Consider the following 19,768-nt stretch of genomic DNA (forward strand, 5'->3'; position numbering starts at 1 on the left):
GGCGCACTCAGCCCTGCGCCTTGCCGCGCCTCAGATGCTCGTCGAGGCGGGGCATGATCTCGACGAAGTTGCAGGGGCGGTGGCGATAGTCGAGCTGCAGGGCGAGAATGCCGTCCCAGGCGTCCTTGCAGGCGCCGGGCGAACCGGGGAGCACGAACAGATAGGTCGCGCCGGCGACGCCCGCGGTCGCCCGCGATTGCAGCGTCGAGGTGCCGATCTTGTCGTAGCTGATCCGGTGGAAGATCGCCGAGAACCCGTCCATCCGCTTCTCGAAGAGCGGCTCGATCGCCTCGGGCGTGACGTCGCGGCCGGTGAAGCCGGTCCCGCCGGTGGTGATGACGACGTCCACGCCCGGATCCGCGATCCAGCGGCGCACCACGCCGCGGATCTCCTCGACGTCGTCGCGCACGATGGCACGATCGGCGAGCGCGTGGCCGGCCGCCTCGAGGCGCGCGACGAGGGTGTCTCCCGAGCGGTCCTCCGCCAGGCTGCGGGTATCGGAGACCGTGAGCACCGCGATGCGCACGGGGATGAAGGGCAGGCTCTCGTCGATCGGCATACCAGGGGCTCCGCGGGACTGCGTCCCTCGCTTCTAGCCGGTTTCAGCCCGCGCCGGAACGGGCGCGCGCGTCGCGGGCGAGGCGGCGGCGGACGCGCCGCCAGATCCCCTGCTCGCGCGAATCGAGCTCGGCCCAGGCCGATCGCTCCCGCCGCGCCGCCTCGTCCTGCGCCCGGGCGCCGTGGCGCGCGCGCAAATCGTCGGCGCGGCGGCGGATCTCCTCCTCCGGCACGCGCGCGGGCGCGAGCCAGTGATCGTGGGCGAGCCATGCCGCCGCAGCGAGCGGGACCGCCCCGATCAACAACCAGAGGATAGCCGAGTCGAACATTTTCTCGCAATCAGCTAGCGAATACGCCGTGAATCAGAACTATAGTTCATCCGGCCTCACCTTCGGAACCACAGTTCATGTTCGCGGGCGCGGCAGAGCGTCACCCTGCGTCAGCATACAACGAGATGGTGTCCCGTGTCCCTCGCTGTGGTTTTCGGCGCGAACCTGAGGAACCTGCGCAAGGCCAGAGGCCTGACGCAGGGCCAATTGGCGGAGCGCGCCGCTCTGACCGCGGAGATGATCTCGAAGATCGAACGCGGCGTCGCCGCGCCGTCCTTCCCGACGATCGAGCGCCTCGCGGACGCGCTCGACCAGCCGGAGGTGGCCTTCTTCGGCATCGACCAGAGCGGGGCGCGCGGCGGCTCGCGCGGGCGGCTCGTCGTCAAGATCCACGCCACGCTCTCGCGCATGAACGAGGACGAGCTCGCGCGCGCCTCGAAGATCCTCGCCGTCCTCGCGAGCTGATCGCAACACGTGCGTCCCTCACCCGTAGGTGTGATCGCGCCATTGGTAGTGCCGCGGGGCGTGGAGCGGCCAATCGGGCCGCGCCTGGCGCACCATCATCACCTCGGCGAGGTTCTCGCGGGTGAGGAGGCCCATCAGCCGCCCCGCCCGGTCGAGCACGAAGAGCGCCGGCGCCCGGCTCGTCTGCAGGAGCGCCATGCCTTCCGCGAGCGGCAGGTCGGCGCGGATCTCGGGCACGTCGCGGATCATGATGTCGAGGACGGGCGTGTCCGGATCGCCCTTGCGCAGAGCGGGGATGAGCACGTCGCGGGTGACGAGGCCGCGCGCCCGGCCCGCCCCGTCGACGACGGGGAACTCGGTCTGCGTGGTCCGGATCAGGCAATCGACGGCGTCGTCGAGGCGGGCATTGGGCGAGAGCGTCTCGACGATGGAGATCGTCGCGGCGCCGACGCTCGTGTCGTCGGTGGCGCCCTTCATCTTGGCCTGCTCGACCTCGGCGCCCGCCGCGAGATAGACGAAGATCGCGATGACGAGCAGGATCGGGTTGTAGAGGAGGCCGACCACGGCGAAGACGACGGCCGCGAATTGCCCGATCCGGCCCGCGATCTGCGTCGCCTGCGCGTGGGGGCGGCGCATCGCGATGAGCGCGCGCAGCACGCGCCCGCCGTCCATCGGGAAGGCCGGGATCAGGTTGAAGACGACGAGGAGGACGTTCACCGCCGCGAGCCGCGCGACGAGCGAGACGCCCGGATTCTCGATCGCCATCAGCTCCTCGGGCTCGACGGTCGCGAGATCGACGCTCGCGCGCAGGATCAGGAACAGGACGGCCGCGATCACCACGTTCACGGCGGGTCCGGCGAGCGCGATGATCAGCTCCTGGCGGGGGTTCTCGGGGATGCGCTCGAGGCTCGCGATGCCGCCGATCGGCGAGAGGATCACCGAGGGGGTGCGGATGTCGTAGCGGCGCGCGGCGAAGATATGGCCGAATTCGTGGGCGGTGACGCAGGCGAAGAGCAGGATCACGAACACGACGAGATCGAGCGCGGCGAGCGGGCCGCCCTGCTGCCAGGCCATGCCCGCGAGCCAGATCAGGAAGAGGACGAAGGTGACGTGGATCTTCACCACGGTTCCCCGGATGGTGGCGATCGGAAAGGACCAGATCATCGTCGTTCGTCTCCCAAGCGCCCGCGCCCACCCGCGGCAAGGCAACGTTCTCTCGCGCGGAACCGTTGCGGAACCGTACTGGGCGAGAGCGTCGCAGCACGGCGCGCCGATCACAACACCCGTACCGCTGAAAGCGCCATAGGGGACGATCCGGATCGGACTTGCGGCACCCCGCCGCGCCTCCCATCTCAACGGCGGGCCGGTCGCTCGTGCGAGGGCCGGCCCTCACGCGTGGCGCGGTCGCGCGGGCCTCGATGGAGGACGTCGACCGTTCGGCTGGAGGAGTGCGTCCCATGAACATCGAAAAATTCACCGAGCGCGCGCGCGGGTTCCTGCAATCCGCCCAGACGCTCGCTCTGCGCGAATCCCATCAGCAATTCGCCCCCGAGCACATTCTCAAGGTGCTGCTCGACGATGCCGAGGGCATGGCGGCGGGGCTGATCGCGCGCGCGGGCGGCGATCCCAAGCTCGCCCTCCAGCTCACCGAGCAGGCGCTTTCGCGCATGCCGAAGGTCCAGGGCGGCTCGGGCCAGCTCTATCTCCAGCCGGCCACCGCGCGCGTTCTCGACGCCGCCGAGAAGGCCGCGGAGAAGGCGAAGGATTCGTTCGTCACCGTCGAGCGCCTCCTCCTCGCGCTCGCGATCGAGAAGGATTCGGAGGCCGGCCGCGCCCTCGCGAAGGCGAACGTCACGGCGGCCTCGCTCAACGAGGCGATCAACGCGCTGCGCAAGGGCCGCACCGCCGACAGCGCCACCTCCGAGAACGCCTACGAGGCGCTCAAGAAATACGCGCGCGATCTGACGGAAGCCGCCCGCGAGGGCAAGCTCGATCCGGTGATCGGCCGCGACGAGGAGATCCGCCGCACGATCCAGGTGCTCTCGCGGCGCACCAAGAACAACCCGGTCCTCATCGGCGAGCCCGGCGTCGGCAAGACGGCGATCGTCGAGGGGCTCGCCCTGCGCATCGTCAACGGCGACGTGCCCGAGAGCCTCAAGGACAAGAGCCTTCTCGCGCTCGACATGGGCGCGCTCATCGCGGGCGCCAAATATCGCGGCGAGTTCGAGGAGCGGTTGAAGAGCGTACTCCAGGAGGTCACGGCGGCGGAGGGCGGCATCGTGCTCTTCATCGACGAGATGCACACCCTCGTCGGCGCCGGCAAGGCGGACGGGGCGATGGACGCCTCGAACCTGTTGAAGCCCGCCCTCGCGCGCGGCGAGCTGCATTGCGTCGGCGCGACGACGCTGGACGAGTACCGCAAGCACGTCGAGAAGGACGCCGCGCTCGCCCGCCGCTTCCAGCCGGTCTTCGTCTCCGAGCCGACGGTGGAGGACACGGTCTCGATCCTGCGCGGGCTCAAGGAGAAGTACGAGCAGCATCACGGCGTGCGCATCACCGATTCGGCGATCGTCGCGGCCGCCTCGCTCTCGAACCGCTACATCACCGACCGCTTCCTGCCCGACAAGGCGATCGACCTCGTCGACGAGGCGGCCTCGCGGCTGCGCATGCAGGTGGATTCGAAGCCCGAGGAGCTCGATTCGGTCGATCGCGAGATCGTGCGCCTCAAGATCGAGGCCGAAGCGCTCAAGAAGGAGACGGACGCCGCCTCGAAGGACCGGCTCGCCCGGCTCGAGGGCGAGCTTTCCGGGCTCGAGCGGCGCTCGGCGGAGATCACCGAGCGCTGGCAGGCGGAGAAGTCGAAGCTCGGCCGCGCCGCCGACATCAAGAAGCGTCTCGACGAGGCCCGCACCGAACTCGCCCAGGCCCAGCGCCAGGGGCAGTATCAGCGCGCGGGCGAGCTCGCCTATGGCGCCATCCCCGATCTCGAGCGCGAGCTCGCGACCTTGGAAGCCAAGGGCGAGGCGGCGTCCGGGCTGATGGAAGAGGCGGTAACGCCCGATCACGTCGCCTCCGTCGTCTCCCGCTGGACGGGCGTGCCGGTCGACAAGATGCTGGAGGGCGAGCGCGAGAAGCTCTTGCGCATGGAGGAGGCGCTCGCCAAGCGCGTCGTCGGCCAGGCGGAGGCGGTCAAGGCCGTCTCGACCGCGGTGCGGCGCGCGCGCGCGGGCCTGCAGGATCCGAACCGGCCGATCGGCTCGTTCATGTTCCTCGGCCCCACCGGCGTGGGCAAGACCGAGCTGACCAAGGCGCTGGCGCAATATCTCTTCGACGACGAGACGGCCATGGTCCGCATCGACATGTCGGAATACATGGAGAAGCACTCCGTCGCCCGCCTCATCGGCGCGCCTCCGGGCTATGTCGGCTACGAGGAGGGCGGCGCGCTCACCGAGGCCGTGCGGCGCCGGCCCTATCAGGTCGTGCTCTTCGACGAGATCGAGAAGGCGCATCCGGACGTGTTCAACGTCCTCCTGCAGGTGCTCGACGACGGGCGCCTCACGGACGGGCAGGGCCGCACGGTCGATTTCCGCAACACGCTCCTGATCATGACCTCGAATCTCGGCGCGGAATATCTCGTCGCTCAGCCGGAAGGGCAGGATTCGGAGGCGGTGCGGGACGAGGTGATGGGGGTCGTGCGCGCCTCCTTCCGCCCCGAATTCCTCAACCGCGTCGACGAGATCATCCTCTTCCACCGGCTCAAGCGCTCGGAGATGGGGGCGATCGTCGACATCCAGCTCGCTCGCCTCGCGCGGCTGCTCGAGGATCGCAAGATCGTGCTCGACGTCGCGCCCGAGGCCCGCGACTGGCTCGCCGAGAAGGGCTACGACCCGGCCTACGGCGCCCGCCCGCTCAAGCGCGTGATCCAGAAATCGGTGCAGGACCCGCTCGCCGAGCTGATCCTCGCCGGCACCGTCAAGGACGGCGAGACCGTCCCCCTCTCGGCGGGCCCGCTCGGCCTGACGATCGGGGCCTACGCGGTGGGCGAGGCGAGCGGCGACGCGAAGCCCGCGAAGGGCGCGCCGCTGCATTGACGGGAGAGCGGCTCCTTCCGCTGAGGGGGCCGCGACGACGAGGCGACCTGCGCCGCCGCTCTCCTTCCCCTCAGGGGAAGGTGGCCCGGCGGCGGAGCCGACGGGTCGGATGGGGTCATTCGACGCGGAACGCGGCGAAGGGGCGTCGTCCTAGAGCGCCTTACGTTAGGAGAAGCCCAACGCCCCTTCGCTCCTTCGGAGCGAATAACCCCATCCGTCTCCGACCCCTGTTCGGGGTCGGAGCCACCTTCCCCTGAGGGGAAGGAGAGCGGCGCGCGACGCGTGGGCGGCGATTTGGTATCGTTCTTGCAAGACACCTTGCCCCATTCCGGAACCGGAGAGCATCAGCAGCGTTGTTCATCTGCCGTTCATGAAGGAGGAGCCCATGCAGTTCCGGCTGCCGAACCGAGACTACCTGCCGTTCCTGAGCCTGTCCTTCGTGTTCACCGCCGTCGGCGTCGCGGCGGTCGTCGCGCTCTACGCGTTGCCCACGCCCCAGCTGAGCCTCGCCGCTCTGCTTCCCTGAGAGGCAGACGCCGCGCGCGATTGCCGAAAGACGAGGCGCCCCACGGGGCGCTTTTTTTTTGCGCGGCTCGCGCTCCCGCCGCGACCTCACTCGTCGTCCGGCTTCCGAAGGTCCGGCTTGGAAAGCGTCCGTTTCGGCTCTATGACGGCCACGATGGAAGCCGACAGCGCCCGCGCGCGCGACGAGAGAGCGAGTAGAACGATGGCCGCGAAGTCCAGCCTGTTCCCCCTCGGCCCCGACGAGACCCCCTATCGCAAGCTGACCTCGGAGGGCGTGCGCGTCGAGCGCGTCGGCACGCGCGAGATCGTGGTCGTCGAGGAGGAGGCGATCCGGCTTCTCGCCGAGCAGGCCTTCGTCGACATCAACCACCTCCTCCGCCCCGGCCACCTGCGCCAGCTCGCTCACATTCTCGAGGATCCCGAGGCGACGCCGAACGACCGCTTCGTCGCCTACGACCTGTTGAAGAACGCCAACATCTCGGCGGGCGGCGTGCTGCCGATGTGCCAGGACACCGGCACCGCCATCGTCATGGGCAAGAAGGGCCGCGCGATCTGGACCGACGGCGAGGACGAGGACGCGATCGCCAGGGGCGTCATGGACGCCTACGAGAAGAAGAACCTGCGCTATTCGCAGCTCGCGCCCGTGTCGATGTTCGAGGAGAAGAACACCAAGACGAACCTGCCCGCTCAGATCGAGATCTATGCGAGCGGCGAGGATGCGTACGAATTCCTCTTCGTCGCCAAGGGCGGCGGCTCGGCCAACAAGACCTTCCTCTACCAGGCGACGCCCTCGGTGCTGACCAAGGAGCGCCTGGCGGCCTTCCTCAAGGAGAAGATCCTCACGCTCGGCACCGCCGCCTGCCCGCCCTACCATCTCGCGGTGGTGATCGGCGGGACGAGCGCCGAGCAGACGCTCAAGACCGTCAAGCTCGCCTCGACCCGCTATCTCGACGCCCTGCCGACGCAGGGCTCGGAGGCCGGGCACGCCTTCCGCGACCTCGCGATGGAGGCCGAGATCCATGCGATGACGCAGGCGCTGGGCGTCGGCGCGCAGTTCGGCGGCAAGTATTTCTGCCACGACGTGCGGGTGATCCGCCTGCCGCGCCACGGCGCCTCGCTGCCGATCGGGCTCGGCGTGTCCTGCTCGGCCGACCGTCAGGCGCGCGGCAAGATCACGCGCGAGGGCGTGTTCCTCGAGGCGCTCGAGACCAACCCGGCGAAGTACATGCCGGAGGTCGACGAGGCTTCGCTCGGCGGCGACGTCGTGCGCATCGACCTCACCCGGCCGATGTCCGAGATCCTCGGCGCGCTCACCCGCCACCCGATCCGCACGCGCCTCTCGCTGTCGGGCCCGATGATCGTCGCGCGCGACCTCGCCCATGCGAAGATCCGCGAGCGGCTCGAGCGCGGCGAGCCGATGCCGGACTATTTCAAGAACCACCCCGTCTATTACGCCGGCCCCGCCAAGACGCCCGCGGGCTATGCCTCGGGCTCCTTCGGCCCCACGACCGCGGGTCGCATGGATTCCTATGTCGACCAGTTCCAGGCGGCGGGCGGATCGATGGTGATGCTCGCCAAGGGCAACCGTTCCAACCAGGTCCGCGAGGCCTGCCAGAAGCACGGCGGCTTCTATCTCGGCTCGATCGGCGGCCCCGCGGCGCGCCTCGCGCAGGATTGCATCAAGAAGGTCGAGGTGCTCGAATATCCCGAGCTCGGCATGGAGGCGATCTGGAAGATCGAGGTCGAGGACTTCCCGGCCTTCATCGTCGTCGACGACAAGGGCAACGACTTCTTCCGGGAGCTCAACCTCGGATGAGCGAGACGAACGCGGAGCTCGAGGCTCTGGCGCAGGACGAACGGGTGACGCTCTCGCGCGACGTCCTGCGCTTCAACGATTGCGATTCGCTCGGCCACGTCAACAACGTCGTCTACGCGACGTTGTGCGAGTCCGGTCGCGTGCGCTTCCTCGAGGAGCGGCTGCGGCCGGTGCTGGGGCCGAGCCGGCTCTTCGTCATCGTCAAGCTCGCGATCGATTTCGAGGCCGAGTTGTTCTATCCCGGCGACGTCGTCACGGCGACCTGGGCGAGCCGGCTCGGCACCACCTCCTTCACGATGGACCAGGCGATCTTCGGCGCGGGCAAGCGCGCGGCCCGCGCGCAGGGCGTGTGCGTGACGCTCGACCCCGCGACGCGCCGCCCCGCGCCCGTCGAGGGCGAGGCCCGCGCGGCGCTGGAGCGCCTCCTGCGCGTCTGATCGTCGGCGCGGCGCTCCCGGAATCGGGGGATGGCGGCGTTCGGAGAAATCGGCGGGCCGAGAGCGCAACCGCGCACCGGCTCGCGCGCCGCCGACCCCTTTTCCTTCGCCGCCGCTTCTGCTTGATGGCAGGACAACGAGCGGGAGCCGAGATGAGCGACAAGACCCCCTTCTCCGTCAGGAGCCGCGTCGCCCAGGCGATGGGCCGGGTCGAGCCGACGACGCGGGCGATCGTGCCGCCGATCCACGTGGCGACGACCTACGAGCGCGACCCGGACAATTCCTATTCCTCGGGCTACGTCTACGGCCGCCCCGACAACGCGACCGTGCGCGACGCCGAGGCTATCGTCGCGGCCCTCGAGGAGGCGGGAGCGGGCGCGCTCCTCTACGGGTCCGGCATGGCGGCGGCGACGAGCGTGTTCCGCGCGCTCGAGCCGGGCGACCACGTCGTCGCGCCCAAGGTGATGTATTGGGCGCTGCGGGCCTGGCTGCTCGGCGACGCGCGCCGGGCGGGGCTCGAGGTCGAGCTCGTCGACACCGAGAACCTCGACGCGCTCGCTGCCGCGATGCGGCCGGGCCGGACCAGGCTCGTCTGGGTCGAGAGCCCGGCGAACCCGCTCTGGGGCGTCACCGACATCGCGGGCGCCGCCGAGATCGCGCATCGGGCCGGCGCCCGGCTCGCGGTCGATTCGACCTGCGCCTCGCCCTACCACACCCGGCCGCTGACGCTCGGCGCCGACATCGTGATGCATGCGGCGACGAAGATCCTCAACGGCCATTCCGACGTCGTCGCCGGCGCGCTCGCGGGACGCGAGCCGGACGCGTTCTGGGAGCGGCTCGTCGCGATGCGCAAGAGCGGCGGGGCGATTCTCGGACCGTTCGAGGCCTATCTCCTGACGCGGGGCCTGCGCACCTTCCACCTGCGCGCCGCCGCCCAGGCCGCCTCGGCGATGGCGCTCGCGCAGCGCCTGTCGGCGCATCCCCACGTCGCGCGCGTGCTCTATCCGGGCCTCCCCGACCATCCCGGCCACGCGCTCGCCGCGCGGCAGATGGAGAACGGCTTCGGCTACATGCTCTCGATCCGGGTCGCCGGCGGCGAGGCGGCGGCGGTCGCGACGGCGGCCCGCGTACGGCTGTGGACGCGCGCGACCTCGCTCGGCGGCGTCGAGAGCCTCGTCGAGCACCGCGCCTCGATCGAGGGCCCCGACACCCCCTGCCCGCCCGATCTCCTGCGCCTCTCCGTCGGCATCGAGGACGCCGAGGACCTCCACCGCGACCTCGACGAGGCCCTGCGCGCCGCGCATGCGGGGTGAGGGGGGAGGGGCGGCCTCGTGTTCCCCGTCATGCCCGGGCCGCCGACGAGGCGGCTCGTCGCCGCCGCAACAGCTTGCTACGCAAGCGTCTTACCGTGCTGGGTCCCCTTCCCCTGCGCGCCTTCGGCGCTCCGGCCGGGGATGACACGGTTGGAGCCACGAAACCGTGTCATCCCCGGCCGGAGCACGCGCAGCGTGCGCAGGGGAAGGGGACCCAGCACAGGAAGGCGCGTGCGGAGCACGCTCCCAATGCCGCCGACCAGGCGGCTCGCCGCGACCCCTTGGACGAGCCCGCGAGGACCCTGCTTGTCGCAGTCGGCGCGACCGACCCGACGACCCGCGCCGTCTCGCTCCCCCTCAATCCCACGCCCCGATCGGCGCGTCGTGGCGGGCCTCCTCAGCGCGGACGGCAGGGTCCGGGGAATGCTCGGCGAGGAACTTCTCCGCCTCGAGCGCGGCCATGCAGCCGAGGCCCGCGGCGGTGACGGCCTGGCGGTAGACGTCGTCGGCGACGTCGCCCGCGGCGAAGACGCCGGGCACGGCGGTGCGGGTCGAGCCCGGCTCCACGACGAGATAATTGCCGGCCTTCATCGGCAATTGGCCCTCGAACAGCTCGGTCGCGGGCTTGTGGCCGATCGCGACGAACACGCCGTCCGCCTTGAGCTCGGAGATCTCGCCGGTCGTGGTGTCTTCGAGCCGCACGTGCGTGACCCCGGGCGGCATGCCGCCGCCGCAGATCTCGGCGATCGTCGCGTTCCAGCGCACCGCGATCTTGGGGTGGGCGAGCAGCCGCTCCTGCAGGATGCGCTCGGCGCGCAGGCTGTCGCGCCGGTGGACGAGCGTGACCTTGGCGGCGATGTTGGCGAGGTAGAGCGCCTCCTCGACCGCCGTGTTGCCGCCGCCGACGACCACGACCTCCTTGCCGCGGAAGAAGAAGCCGTCGCAGGTGGCGCAGGCGGAGACGCCCATGCCCTGGAACTTCTGCTCCGAGGGCAGGCCGAGCCATTTCGCCTGGGCGCCGGTGGCGATGATCAGGGCGTCGCAGGAATAGGTGTCGCCCCCGTCGCCGACGAGGCGGAAGGGCCGGCTCGACAGATCGACCGAGGCGATGTGGTCGGAGACCATGCGCGTGCCGACATGCTCGGCCTGGGCGCGCATCTGCTCCATCAGCCAGGGGCCCTGGATGACGTCGGCGAAGCCGGGATAGTTCTCGACGTCGGTCGTCACCGTCAGCTGGCCGCCGGGCTGGATGCCCGAGACGAGCACGGGCTCGAGCATGGCGCGCGCGGCGTAGATCGCCGCGGTGTAGCCGGCGGGGCCCGAGCCGATGATCAGGACCTTGGCGTGGGTGTGGGCCATCATTCCTCTCCGTTCCTCGTCCCCGCGAGATGCAGGGCGGGCAGGCCGCGGCGGGCGCGGTGACGATCGAGCGCCTGCGCGATCCTCGCCGCGATCACGGGGGTGGCGTCGATCGGCGGATAGCGATCGCCGTCGAGCCGCCCCGCGAGCGGGCGCGCCACGCCCTGCTCCGTGAGCCAGGCGAGGAGCGCGTCGATCTTCCGATGCCCTCCCGTGGGCGTGAACACAAGCACCGGCGCGCCCGAGGCCGCCGCTTCCCCCAGCATATTGGTGCTGTCGGCCGTGACCACCACCGCGTCGGCGAGCGCGAGCATCGCCACGTAGGGATTCTCGCCCGCCCCGTCGTAGAAGAAGCCCTGCGTCTCCTGCGCGAGACGCGCGAGGCCCTCTGCGAGCGCAGGCGAGGTGCGCCGCGAGGGGGTGATCATCAGGCTGCCCTGCGCCGAGAGCGCGCGCAGCTGCCCGAGGAGCCGCGCCTCGTCCTCCGCCGTGAAGCGGTGGTGCCCGCTGTCGCCGCCCACCGCCACCGCGATGCGCGGCGCCGGCAGCGGAGCGAGCCGCGGATCGGGCCGCTCCCGGAAGGCGGCGAGTCGGGCAGGCGAGACGCGATGGGGCGCCGTCGGCGTGACGATCACGTTGTCGCCGCGCAGACGATCGTGGCTCTGGAGGCAGATCAGGTCGGCGGCGCGGGTCCCGATGCGCGGGTCCTTGAGGCAGACGGTGAACACCGCCCCGCCGCTCGCCCGCGAGAGCGCCCGCAGGTGGGGCATCGCGCGCCGGCCGGACGCGATCGCGAGATCGGGGAGGGGACCCGCGAGCGGTCCTCCCGCGCGGCCCGGCCGCTCGCGCGGATCGACGGGTCCGCGCGGCGCGAGCCAGCTCCAGGGCCGGCGCGGGGCGACCCGGCGCAGATCCGGCACGAGGCCGAGCGCCTCGACGACGCCGATGCACTGCACATCGTCGCCGATCTTGCCGTCGGTGATTACCCACGCGCGGACGGTCTCCCGCATCCGGTCTTCCTTCCTCAGCGTCACTCCGATGCCTCGTTTCCATCCTCGCGTCGCGCATCCCCGCTTGTGCGGCGAACACGCGCGGTCTACCTAGCACGGATCGCCCTGAGCATCGGAGCCCTCGATCGTGCGCGGACGTCTCGATTCCATCGATCTGGCGATCCTGCGCGAGCTCCAGGCCGACGGCAGCATCACCAATGTCGAGCTCGCCCGCCGGGTCGGCCTGTCCGCGCCGCCCTGCCTGCGCCGGGTGCGCGCGCTCGAGGATGCCGGCATCATCAAGGGCTACCGCGCGCTCGTCGACCCCGCCGCGCTCGGCTTCGAGGTCGTGTATTTCGCGATGGTCCAGCTCGCGAGCCAGAAGCAGAGCGACCTCGTCGCCTTCCAGGACGAGATGCGCCATTGGCCGAGCGTGCGCGAGTGCTGGACGCTCTCGGGCGACATCGACTTCATCCTCAAATGCGTCGCCCCGAGCCTCTCCGCCTTCCAGGCCTTCGTCGCGGCGATGACGGAATTGCCGAACGTGCGCAACGTGCGCACGGCGCTCACCCTCGACCTCGTCAAGGACGAGGCGCTCGTGCCGATCGAGCAGATCGAGGGCGCGCCCTCCGAGCGCCTCTGAGCGCCGCCCGCGCGCTCAGATCAGCCGCTTGCGGATCTGCGTGACGACGATCTCGGCGATCACCACGACGGCGAAGATCGCGATGAGGACGGTGGCGACGCGGGTCCATTGGAAGAAGTTCATCGCCGTGTCGAGCACGAGCCCGATGCCGCCCGCGCCGACGAGGCCGAGCACGGCCGATTCGCGCACGTTGATGTCCCAGCGGAAGAGCGCGATCGACCAGAAGGCCGGCTGCACCTGCGGCCAATAGCCCTTGAGCCAGATCGCCGGCCAGGAGGCGCCGGACGCCCTGAGCGCCTCGACGGGCCCGCGCCCGCTCTCCTCCACCGCCTCCGCGAACAATTTGCCGACGAAGCCGACCGAGCGGAAGGCGATCGCGATCGTGCCCGCGAGCGCGCCGGGCCCGAACACGGCCACGAACAGGAGCGCCCAGACGAGCGAGTTGACCGAGCGCGAGGCGACGAGGATCAGCTTCGCGAGATCGTTGAGGATGCGGAACGGGGTGATGTTGCGCGCCGCCAGGAGCCCGACCGGCACCGCCATGACGAGGGAGAGGATGGTGCCGAGCGTCGCGATGTGAATCGTCTCGATCAGCGCCCCGTGCACGGTTCGCGGATAATAGGCGAGATCGGGCGGCCACATCCGCCGCAGGAGATCCGCCATCTGGACATGGGCGTCGAACAGGAATTCGGGGATGATCTCGACGTTGCGCACGGACCAGACGAGGGCTGCGACGCAGGTCAGCCAGATCGCGAAGCGGGCGAGCCGTTCGGCGGGCGTGTGGCGCCGCCAGCGCCGCTCGATCGTCGCGGCATTCATTGGAAGCGGCTCCGCGCCCAGGTGGCGAGCACCTCGCCGACCATGATCATCGCGATGATCGAGATCAGGATCGCGGCGACGAAATCGTAGTCGAAGCGCTGGAAGGCGGAGAACAGCGTGCCGCCGATGCCGCCGCCGCCCACGATGCCGACCATGGTGGAGTTCCGCAGGTTGCTGTCGAGCTGATAGGTCGAGAAGCCGATGAAGCGCGACATCACCTGCGGCAGCACCCCCATGATCACGACGCCCATGAAGGAGGCGCCGGTGGCGCGCACCGCCTCGACCTGCTTGAGCGAGATCTCCTCGATCGCCTCCGCGAAGAGCTTGCCGACGAAGCCGATCGAGGCGAGCACGAGGGCGAGGATGCCCGCGAGCGCGCCGAAGCCGATCGCCTTGACGAAGACGATCGCCACGATGATCGGATGGAACGAGCGCGCGAAGGCGATCAGCGCCCGCGCCGGCACGGTCACGATCGCCGGCATCAGGTTGCGCGCGGCCAGCAGGCCGATCGGCAGCGACAGGAGGATGCCCGCGAAGGAGGCGATCACCGCGATCTGCAGGCTCTCGAGCAGCCCGTCGACGAGGAGGTTGGAGCGCGAGAAATCCGGCGGGATCATGCGACCGAGGAAGCGCGCGCCGTTGTCGAGACCCGTGAGGAAGCGCGCGAGGGTGAAGTCGAGCAGGCTCGCGGCGTAGATCGTGTAGAGCGCGAGCGCCGCCCAGACCGCGCGCATCGTCCAATTGGGCGCGAAGGCGCGGCGGCGGGGCGCGGCGGAGGGGGCGGGGGAGGGTGCGGGCGTCATCCGATCCAGCTCTCCTCGCCCGCGCCGTAGATCTCGTGGAGATGCGCGTCGGCGAGCGCCTCCGGCGGCCCGTCGAAGACGACGCGCCCGCCCGCCATGCCGACGATCCGATCCGCGAAGCGCTTGGCGAGCGCCACGTCGTGAATGTTGATGACGACCGGGATGCCCTGCTCGGCGGCGAGATCGCGCATGAGCGTCATGATCTCGACCGAGGTTCGCGGGTCGAGGGAGGAGGTCGGCTCGTCGGCGAGCAGCACGCGCGGCGTCTGCATCAGCGCGCGGGCGATGCCCACCCGCTGGCGCTGGCCGCCCGAGAGCGCGTCCGCGCGCCGGCTCGCGAATTCGCCGAGGCCGACGCGGTCGAGAAGGGCGAAGGCTCGGTCGATGTCGGCCTGCGGGTAGCGCCGGGTCCAGACGCGCCACAGCGGCACGTAGCCGAGCCGCCCGCAGAGCAGGTTCTCCATGACGCTCAGGCGCTCGACGAGATTGTATTCCTGGAACACCATCCCGATCTCGCGGCGCGCCTCGCGCAGCGCCCGCCCGCCGAGCTTCGTCAGATCGCGCCCGCCGAGCATCACCGAGCCGGAAGTCGGCTCGACGAGGCGGTTGATGCAGCGGATCAGCGTCGACTTGCCGGTGCCGGAGGGGCCGATGATGGCCACGACGCCGCGTCCGGGAAAATCGAGGTCGATGCCGTGGAGCACGGGCTTGCCGCGCTCGTAGGCCTTGGTCAGGTTGCGCACCGAGAGCGTGCCCGACCCCGCGTCGCTCGCCGGGCCGCGGGCGGGGGTCGGCGCGAGGCCGGCCCCCGAATCGCTCGGCACCGCGCGCGCGTTCACTGCCGCTCCCACGTGGTGCGGTTGAAGGGCGTGCCGGACGCGTCGGCGACGCGGCGCACCACCTCCCAATGCTCCTGGTAGGTGACCGGGTAGAAGCGATCCGCGCCGTCGAACTCGCGCTGCATGTCCTCGGTGTAGCGATAGTCCATGAAGCAGGCGAGGATGGTGTCGCGCAGCTCCGGCTTCAGCCGGCTGTCATAGGCGAAGGACGAGGTGGGGAAGCGCTCCGAGCGGTAGATGACGCGGAAATCGTCGGCATCGATCTGGCCGCGCCGCGCCATGCGCTCGAAGACGTCGGAGGCGACCGCGGCCGCGTCGTAATCGCCCGAGTTCACGCCCATGATCGACTGGTCGTGCTTGCCCGAGAACAGGGGCTCGTAATCGACGTCGGGGGTCAGGCCCTCGTCGGGGAAGAGCGCGCGCGGCGCGAGATTGCCCGAATTCGAGGAGGGCGAGACGTGGGCGACGCGCGCGCCCTTGAGATCGGGCAGCGTCTCGAAGGCGCTGTCGGCGCGCACGATCATGATGAGGTTGTAGCCCTGCCAATCCTCCGCATCGCCCTTCACCGCGAAGGGCACGGCGCCGGCGAGGTTGACGGCGAAGCCGGTCGGCCCGGTCGAGAAGCCGCCGACATGCAGACGGCCCGAGCGCATCGCCTCGATCTGGGCGGCGTTGGACTGGACGTTGAAATAGACCACGTTGCGGCCCGTGCACTCGCGCAGATAGTCGAGGAACGGCGAGAAGATGTTGGCGTAGACGGCGGGATCCTCGACCGGGGTATAGGCGAAGACGATCGTCGACGGGTCGCGCAGCTGGCCGGGATCGGTCGGGGTGTCGGCGACGAGATCGCCGTCGGAATCGCAGAAGATGTCGTCGAGATCGCCGCGATTGGGGCAATCGGCCGCGGCGGCGGGGATCGCGGCGAGCATCATCGCGCCGGCGAACAAGGCGGCGAGCGCGCCGGTTCCGTGGGGACGTGTCGGCATGGTCTTCCTCCCGTTTGCGAACGACTTTCGTTGCGCGTTCGCTCTTGTTCGGTCGAGACTAGCCCCTTCCCGTCGCCAGCGGCAACAGCAAACGTCACGAAATCGTCACACGATTTTCGCGCGGCCGGTGCCGAGGCGGCCCGCGACGAAAAAAAGCCCGGCGCGAGGCCGGGCTGGAGGTCGTCTGCCGGCCCGGCACGAGGCCGGGCCGGAGGTGCCCCGAAGGGCCGCCTCGGGAGGGATCAGAACTTGAAGCTGACGCCCACGCGGCCGATCTGGCCGCTGTTGTTGAAGCGGTAGGACACGTTCGTGCCGGCGAGCGGGCCCGTCGTGTTGGCGGTGACGGTCTGACGGCCGAGGTCGTAGTAGAGGTACTCGGCGCGGACGGTCAGGTTGTCGGTCCAGGCGAACTCGACGCCGCCGCCGACGGTCCAGCCGGCGCGGACGGTGTCGTCACGGCCGGTCCAGACGGTGCCGGGCACCGAGAAGGTGACGCGGTTGTCCGGGTTGCCGAAGGCGACGCCGCCGGTGGCGTAGACGAGGACGCGGTCAAAGGCGACGCCGGCGCGCAGGCGCGCGGTGCCGAGCCAGTCGAGGCCGCTGCGGACTTCCAGGGTCGTCGGCAGCGTGCCGGCCGCCGTCGTCAGCGCACCGTCGAAGGCGCTGCGGGTGCGCCCGCCCATCCACGACAGGTCGAGTTCACCGCCGAGAACGAAGGCGCCGAACTGCTGGTTGTAGCCGAGGTGGCCGCCACCCATGAACGTGCCACGGTCGCGCGGCCCGAGCGTCGCGGGAGCGAAGACGCCGAAGCCGGCGATCCCGTTGCCGTTGCCGTTATCGTTGTTGTTGTTGTTCGGATCGGGCAGGAGCGTGCCCGGCACGAACGCGCCGCGGCGCGCGCGCAGGTCCTGCCAGGCGCCGCCGGCGTGGACACCGGCGTAGAAGCCGGTCCAGGTGAAGACGGGCGCGGCGACGAACGGCGCCGGGGCGGGAGCCATGGTGCGGGCCGGCAGATCGGCGGCGACCGCAGCGGCAGACATCCCGAGCACGGCCACCGTCGAGAGGAGAAGTTTCTTCATGTGAATCACCTCGTGTTTGGAGAGCGCAACATAGCGCGCCTTCGCAGGAGATGTCTGTAGCGTCGCTGCAACAACCGCGCTCGCGAAAAGGCCGAGACATCAAACAAATGTGATGAATTTCGGCTTCGTCGTGTCAATTTCGTGACGACGCGCGATGCGGAACCGATGCGTATGCGATCGTGTACCACGATGCGCGGCCCCGTCGCGAATCCGCTAGACGTCGCGCGACCTCCCTCCGCCACGCGATTACCGGCGCGGCGAGGGGATAATCGTCCTACCAGGCATGGCCGAATCCGAGGATCGTGCCGTAGACGGCCTGGCCCACGAGCGTGATCGCGGGCGTGCGCGTCCCGTAATTCGTGCCCGCGAGGCCCGGCGGCTCGAGCCGGCGCGTGCGCGTGAGGCCGGTGCGCGGCGTCGCCATGCGCGGGTGGACGACGGCGAGGAGCGGCAGGAAGACGACGAGCAGCCACACCCCGTGCAGGAGGCCCACGACGAAGCCGAGGGGGGCGGAGGAGACGCCGATCGTCTCGAAGAGCCAGAAATAGAGGAGCGCGAACAGCCAGCCGCCGAGCGCGTAGGCGAGAAAGCCGACGAGGCTCGCCGTCGTGGAGCGCTCGGCCATCGCCGTGCCGAACAGGAAGGGCAGGCTCATACGCGACCAGTGCAGCCGCCGCGTGCCCTCGAGAATCGCCGACATCGCGAGCGTCGCGACGGCGCCCCAGACGAGCACCGCCTCGAGATCGATCGACAGGAGCGCGCTCATCGCATCGCCTCGTCTGCCGTGCCGCCGCTCGGCCCCTCGCCGCGCGCCCGCTCGATCGAGAGCGCGGCGACGACGAGCCCGGCATGGCTGAAGGCCTGCGGAAAATTGCCGAGCGCAGCCCCGGTCCCCTCCTCGATCTCCTCCGCGAACAGGCCGAGATCGTTCGAGAGGCGCAGCAGCGCCTCGAATTGCGCCGTCGCGGCCGCGACGTCGCCGCAGCGGGCTAGCGACTGGATCTCCCAGAAGGCGCAGATCGCGAAGGTGGCCTCCTGTCCGGCGGGCTCGTCGAAGCGCGCGTCGAACCGGTGCAGGAGCGGGCCCGCGCCGAGCGATTCGCGCAGCCGGGCGCGGGTCGCGACGAGCCGCGGATGGTCGGGCGGGTGGAAGCCCGTCCTGTCCATCGCGAGCACCGCCGCGTCGAGCGCGCGCCCGTCGAGGATGCCGGAATAGGCGCCGAGCTCGGGATCGAAGGCCTGCTCGATGTCGCGGCGGATCGCCTCGCGGGTGGCGGCCGCACGCGGGCGGTCTATCGCGACGACGCCGCGATCGTGGAGCGCGATCAGACGGTCGACGGCGGTCCAACACATGATCGCGGAATGGGTGTGGCGGCGCGGATCGCCGCGGATCTCCCAGATGCCCGCATCCGGCTCGCGCCAGCGCCGGCAGACGACCTCGGCGAAGCCCTCGAGATAGCCGCGCGCCTCCGGATCGAGCACGCCGCCGCGCACGACGTGGTCGTGGGCGGCGTGCACGACCGTGCCGTAGACGTCGAGCTGCATTTGGGCGCGCGCGGCGTTGCCGATGCGCACGGGGCGCGAGCCGCGATGGCCCTCGAGATGATCGAGCTTCCGCTCGGGCAGATCGAGGCGCCCGAGGATGCTGTAGACGGGCTTGAGCTCCGGCGCCGACAGCCGCGTCGAGTGCAGGAGCCAATCGATGAAGCGGCTCGCCTCCTCGGAGAAGCCGAGATCGCCGAAGGCGTGCAGGCACAAGGAGGCGTCCCTGAGCCAGCAATGGCGGTAATCCCAGTTGAGATCCCCGCCGACCACTTCGGGGAGCGAGGTCGTCGCCGCCGCGAGGAGGGCGCCGGAGGGGGCGTAGGTGAGGAGCTTCAGGGTGATCGCGCTGCGCAGCACGGCCTCCCGGTATGCGCCGCGATAGGTGCAGCGTCCGCTCCAGCCGCGCCAGAAGGCGAGGGTCTCATCGAGCGCCTCCGCGACGGCGTCGAGCGGTGTCGCGACCGCCGGCTCGTCGGCGCTGAAGGTGAGCGAGAAGGCGCGCCGCTCGCGCGCGGCGAGACGCTCGCGTCCGTGGACCGTGCCCGCCTGCGCGTCGAGATGGAATCGCGCATCCGTGAGGAAGTGCACCGCGCCGCTCGAGGCCTCGCAATGGACGCCCATCGGCGGGCGCTGCGACAGGCGGGGCGGGCGCGTCGCCCAATCGGGACGCGGCGCGTAGACGAAGCCCATCTCCGGGCGGCCCTCCACCGCCTCGACGATCCGCACGATCTCGCGCAGCGGCGCGAGGCGCTCCTCGTCGCGCACGGGCATGAAATCGGTGAGCCGCAGGACCCCCTCCGCCGTCTCGAAGGTGGTCTCGATGACCGCGGTCTCGGGCACGTAGCGGCGGCTCGTCTCGAGCGCCCGGCCCGCCGGACCGATCCGAAAGCGCCCGCCGCGGCGACGATCGAGGATCGCGCAGAACAGAGCGGGGCTGTCGAAATCGGGCCAGCACAGCCAATCGAGCGAGCCGTCGGTGTCGACGAGCGCGCAGGCGCGACCGTCGCCGATGAGCCCGTAGGCCCCGATCGGCACGTAGGCGGGCCGCTGCGCGGCGAGCGCGTCGGGCCGGGGGGCGCGCGTCTCGTCGGGCGGGACGGGCGCTGCGAGGGCGGACGCGGACGGCGCTGGCAAGGGGCGGGCTCTCCGGCGAGGACGGGGTGTCTCGTCGG

19 protein-coding genes are annotated in these 19,768 nt (G+C 70.5%); 7 read left to right on the forward strand and 12 right to left on the reverse strand.

The window, feature by feature from the left end:
• Positions 1–7 precede the first annotated feature (7 nt).
• Together moaB and ACK4UM_RS03390 are read right to left on the reverse strand one after the other, a co-directional pair.
• Positions 8–559, reverse strand: a complete 552-nt coding sequence (gene moaB / locus ACK4UM_RS03385) for a molybdenum cofactor biosynthesis protein B (protein ID WP_409795633.1) — start codon at positions 557–559, stop codon at positions 8–10.
• Between the two features lie 43 nt (positions 560–602).
• A complete protein-coding gene (locus ACK4UM_RS03390; RefSeq protein WP_409795636.1) occupies positions 603–887 on the reverse strand; it encodes a hypothetical protein in 285 nt (94 codons plus the stop codon).
• Positions 888–1,022: 135 nt separating this feature from the next.
• Here ACK4UM_RS03390 and ACK4UM_RS03395 point away from each other — a divergent pair, with 135 nt between their 5' ends.
• On the forward strand, positions 1,023–1,352 hold the full coding sequence (locus tag ACK4UM_RS03395) for a helix-turn-helix domain-containing protein (RefSeq protein ID WP_409795639.1): 330 nt from the start codon (positions 1,023–1,025) through the stop codon (positions 1,350–1,352).
• An 18-nt stretch (positions 1,353–1,370) separates the two neighbouring features.
• Here ACK4UM_RS03395 and ACK4UM_RS03400 read toward each other — a convergent pair whose 3' ends face one another.
• Positions 1,371–2,516, reverse strand: a complete 1,146-nt coding sequence (locus ACK4UM_RS03400; protein ID WP_409795642.1) for a site-2 protease family protein — start codon at positions 2,514–2,516, stop codon at positions 1,371–1,373.
• A gap of 293 nt (positions 2,517–2,809) precedes the next feature.
• Between ACK4UM_RS03400 and clpB the strand changes: the two genes are divergently transcribed.
• The 5 genes from clpB (at position 2,810) to ACK4UM_RS03425 (ending at position 9,534) form a co-directional block, all read left to right on the forward strand.
• Entirely contained in the window at positions 2,810–5,443 is a 2,634-nt protein-coding gene (clpB, locus tag ACK4UM_RS03405; protein ID WP_409795645.1) for an ATP-dependent chaperone ClpB, read from the forward strand.
• Positions 5,444–5,828: 385 nt separating this feature from the next.
• A complete protein-coding gene (locus ACK4UM_RS03410) occupies positions 5,829–5,969 on the forward strand; it encodes a hypothetical protein (protein WP_409795648.1) in 141 nt (46 codons plus the stop codon).
• A 201-nt stretch (positions 5,970–6,170) separates the two neighbouring features.
• Positions 6,171–7,784: a fumarate hydratase gene (locus ACK4UM_RS03415; RefSeq protein ID WP_409795651.1), complete on the forward strand. Its 1,614-nt coding sequence runs from the start codon at positions 6,171–6,173 to the stop codon at positions 7,782–7,784.
• Positions 7,781–8,221, forward strand: coding sequence for an acyl-CoA thioesterase (locus ACK4UM_RS03420; RefSeq protein WP_409795653.1), 441 nt, complete (start codon positions 7,781–7,783; stop codon positions 8,219–8,221). The genes ACK4UM_RS03415 and ACK4UM_RS03420 overlap by 4 nt, the downstream gene beginning before the upstream one ends.
• Positions 8,222–8,373: 152 nt before the next feature.
• Positions 8,374–9,534 carry a trans-sulfuration enzyme family protein gene (locus ACK4UM_RS03425; protein WP_409795656.1) on the forward strand — a complete coding sequence of 387 codons (1,161 nt, stop codon included), beginning with the start codon at positions 8,374–8,376 and terminating at the stop codon, positions 9,532–9,534.
• Positions 9,535–9,891: 357 nt separating this feature from the next.
• On the opposite strand, the gene trxB is transcribed toward ACK4UM_RS03425, so the two are convergent.
• Entirely contained in the window at positions 9,892–10,893 is a 1,002-nt protein-coding gene (gene trxB, locus ACK4UM_RS03430; protein ID WP_409795987.1) for a thioredoxin-disulfide reductase, read from the reverse strand.
• Positions 10,893–11,903 (reverse strand): mitochondrial fission ELM1 family protein, encoded by a 1,011-nt coding sequence (locus ACK4UM_RS03435; RefSeq protein WP_409795659.1) that lies wholly within the window; start codon positions 11,901–11,903, stop codon positions 10,893–10,895. The genes trxB and ACK4UM_RS03435 overlap by 1 nt, the downstream gene beginning before the upstream one ends.
• A 127-nt stretch (positions 11,904–12,030) precedes the next feature.
• Between ACK4UM_RS03435 and ACK4UM_RS03440 the strand changes: the two genes are divergently transcribed.
• Positions 12,031–12,525: an Lrp/AsnC family transcriptional regulator gene (locus tag ACK4UM_RS03440; RefSeq protein ID WP_409795661.1), complete on the forward strand. Its 495-nt coding sequence runs from the start codon at positions 12,031–12,033 to the stop codon at positions 12,523–12,525.
• Between the two features lie 15 nt (positions 12,526–12,540).
• Here the strand turns inward: ACK4UM_RS03440 and phnE (ACK4UM_RS03445) are convergent, their stop codons facing one another.
• The 7 genes from phnE (ACK4UM_RS03445) to ACK4UM_RS03475 form a co-directional block, all read right to left on the reverse strand.
• The gene (gene phnE, locus ACK4UM_RS03445; protein WP_409795664.1) at positions 12,541–13,344 is read right to left on the reverse strand and encodes a phosphonate ABC transporter, permease protein PhnE; all 804 of its coding nucleotides are present in this window, start codon (positions 13,342–13,344) and stop codon (positions 12,541–12,543) included.
• Positions 13,341–14,147, reverse strand: coding sequence for a phosphonate ABC transporter, permease protein PhnE (phnE, locus tag ACK4UM_RS03450; RefSeq protein ID WP_409795667.1), 807 nt, complete (start codon positions 14,145–14,147; stop codon positions 13,341–13,343). The genes phnE (ACK4UM_RS03445) and phnE (ACK4UM_RS03450) overlap by 4 nt, the downstream gene beginning before the upstream one ends.
• The gene (phnC, locus tag ACK4UM_RS03455; protein ID WP_409795670.1) at positions 14,144–14,986 is read right to left on the reverse strand and encodes a phosphonate ABC transporter ATP-binding protein; all 843 of its coding nucleotides are present in this window, start codon (positions 14,984–14,986) and stop codon (positions 14,144–14,146) included. The genes phnE (ACK4UM_RS03450) and phnC overlap by 4 nt, the downstream gene beginning before the upstream one ends.
• The gene (gene phnD / locus ACK4UM_RS03460) at positions 14,983–15,972 is read right to left on the reverse strand and encodes a phosphate/phosphite/phosphonate ABC transporter substrate-binding protein (RefSeq protein ID WP_409795673.1); all 990 of its coding nucleotides are present in this window, start codon (positions 15,970–15,972) and stop codon (positions 14,983–14,985) included. Before phnD ends, phnC begins: the two co-directional genes overlap by 4 nt.
• 242 nt (positions 15,973–16,214) lie before the next feature.
• Entirely contained in the window at positions 16,215–17,051 is an 837-nt protein-coding gene (locus ACK4UM_RS03465) for an outer membrane protein (RefSeq protein ID WP_409795676.1), read from the reverse strand.
• Positions 17,052–17,325: 274 nt separating this feature from the next.
• On the reverse strand, positions 17,326–17,817 hold the full coding sequence (locus ACK4UM_RS03470) for a hypothetical protein (RefSeq protein ID WP_409795679.1): 492 nt from the start codon (positions 17,815–17,817) through the stop codon (positions 17,326–17,328).
• Complete coding sequence (locus ACK4UM_RS03475) at positions 17,814–19,730, reverse strand: glycoside hydrolase family 15 protein (RefSeq protein ID WP_409795682.1); 1,917 nt, start codon at positions 19,728–19,730, stop codon at positions 17,814–17,816. The genes ACK4UM_RS03470 and ACK4UM_RS03475 overlap by 4 nt, the downstream gene beginning before the upstream one ends.
• Positions 19,731–19,768: the final 38 nt, after the last annotated feature.

Source organism: Salinarimonas sp. (assembly GCF_046292825.1).
Classification (GTDB): domain Bacteria; phylum Pseudomonadota; class Alphaproteobacteria; order Rhizobiales; family Beijerinckiaceae; genus Salinarimonas.

What these genes read in the sequence shown, in the direction of transcription:
- moaB (WP_409795633.1), bottom strand. Translation starts at nt 559, where the DNA reads ATGCCGATCGACGAGAGCCTGCCCTTCATCCCCGTGCGCATCGCGGTG.
- ACK4UM_RS03390 (WP_409795636.1), bottom strand. Translation starts at nt 887, where the DNA reads ATGTTCGACTCGGCTATCCTCTGGTTGTTGATCGGGGCGGTCCCGCTC.
- ACK4UM_RS03400 (WP_409795642.1), bottom strand. Translation starts at nt 2,516, where the DNA reads ATGATCTGGTCCTTTCCGATCGCCACCATCCGGGGAACCGTGGTGAAG.
- clpB (WP_409795645.1), top strand. Translation starts at nt 2,810, where the DNA reads ATGAACATCGAAAAATTCACCGAGCGCGCGCGCGGGTTCCTGCAATCC.
- ACK4UM_RS03410 (WP_409795648.1), top strand. Translation starts at nt 5,829, where the DNA reads ATGCAGTTCCGGCTGCCGAACCGAGACTACCTGCCGTTCCTGAGCCTG.
- ACK4UM_RS03415 (WP_409795651.1), top strand. Translation starts at nt 6,171, where the DNA reads ATGGCCGCGAAGTCCAGCCTGTTCCCCCTCGGCCCCGACGAGACCCCC.
- ACK4UM_RS03420 (WP_409795653.1), top strand. Translation starts at nt 7,781, where the DNA reads ATGAGCGAGACGAACGCGGAGCTCGAGGCTCTGGCGCAGGACGAACGG.
- ACK4UM_RS03425 (WP_409795656.1), top strand. Translation starts at nt 8,374, where the DNA reads ATGAGCGACAAGACCCCCTTCTCCGTCAGGAGCCGCGTCGCCCAGGCG.
- trxB (WP_409795987.1), bottom strand. Translation starts at nt 10,893, where the DNA reads ATGGCCCACACCCACGCCAAGGTCCTGATCATCGGCTCGGGCCCCGCC.
- ACK4UM_RS03435 (WP_409795659.1), bottom strand. Translation starts at nt 11,903, where the DNA reads ATGCGGGAGACCGTCCGCGCGTGGGTAATCACCGACGGCAAGATCGGC.
- phnE (WP_409795664.1), bottom strand. Translation starts at nt 13,344, where the DNA reads ATGAATGCCGCGACGATCGAGCGGCGCTGGCGGCGCCACACGCCCGCC.
- phnE (WP_409795667.1), bottom strand. Translation starts at nt 14,147, where the DNA reads ATGACGCCCGCACCCTCCCCCGCCCCCTCCGCCGCGCCCCGCCGCCGC.
- phnD (WP_409795673.1), bottom strand. Translation starts at nt 15,972, where the DNA reads ATGCCGACACGTCCCCACGGAACCGGCGCGCTCGCCGCCTTGTTCGCC.
- ACK4UM_RS03465 (WP_409795676.1), bottom strand. Translation starts at nt 17,051, where the DNA reads ATGAAGAAACTTCTCCTCTCGACGGTGGCCGTGCTCGGGATGTCTGCC.
- ACK4UM_RS03470 (WP_409795679.1), bottom strand. Translation starts at nt 17,817, where the DNA reads ATGAGCGCGCTCCTGTCGATCGATCTCGAGGCGGTGCTCGTCTGGGGC.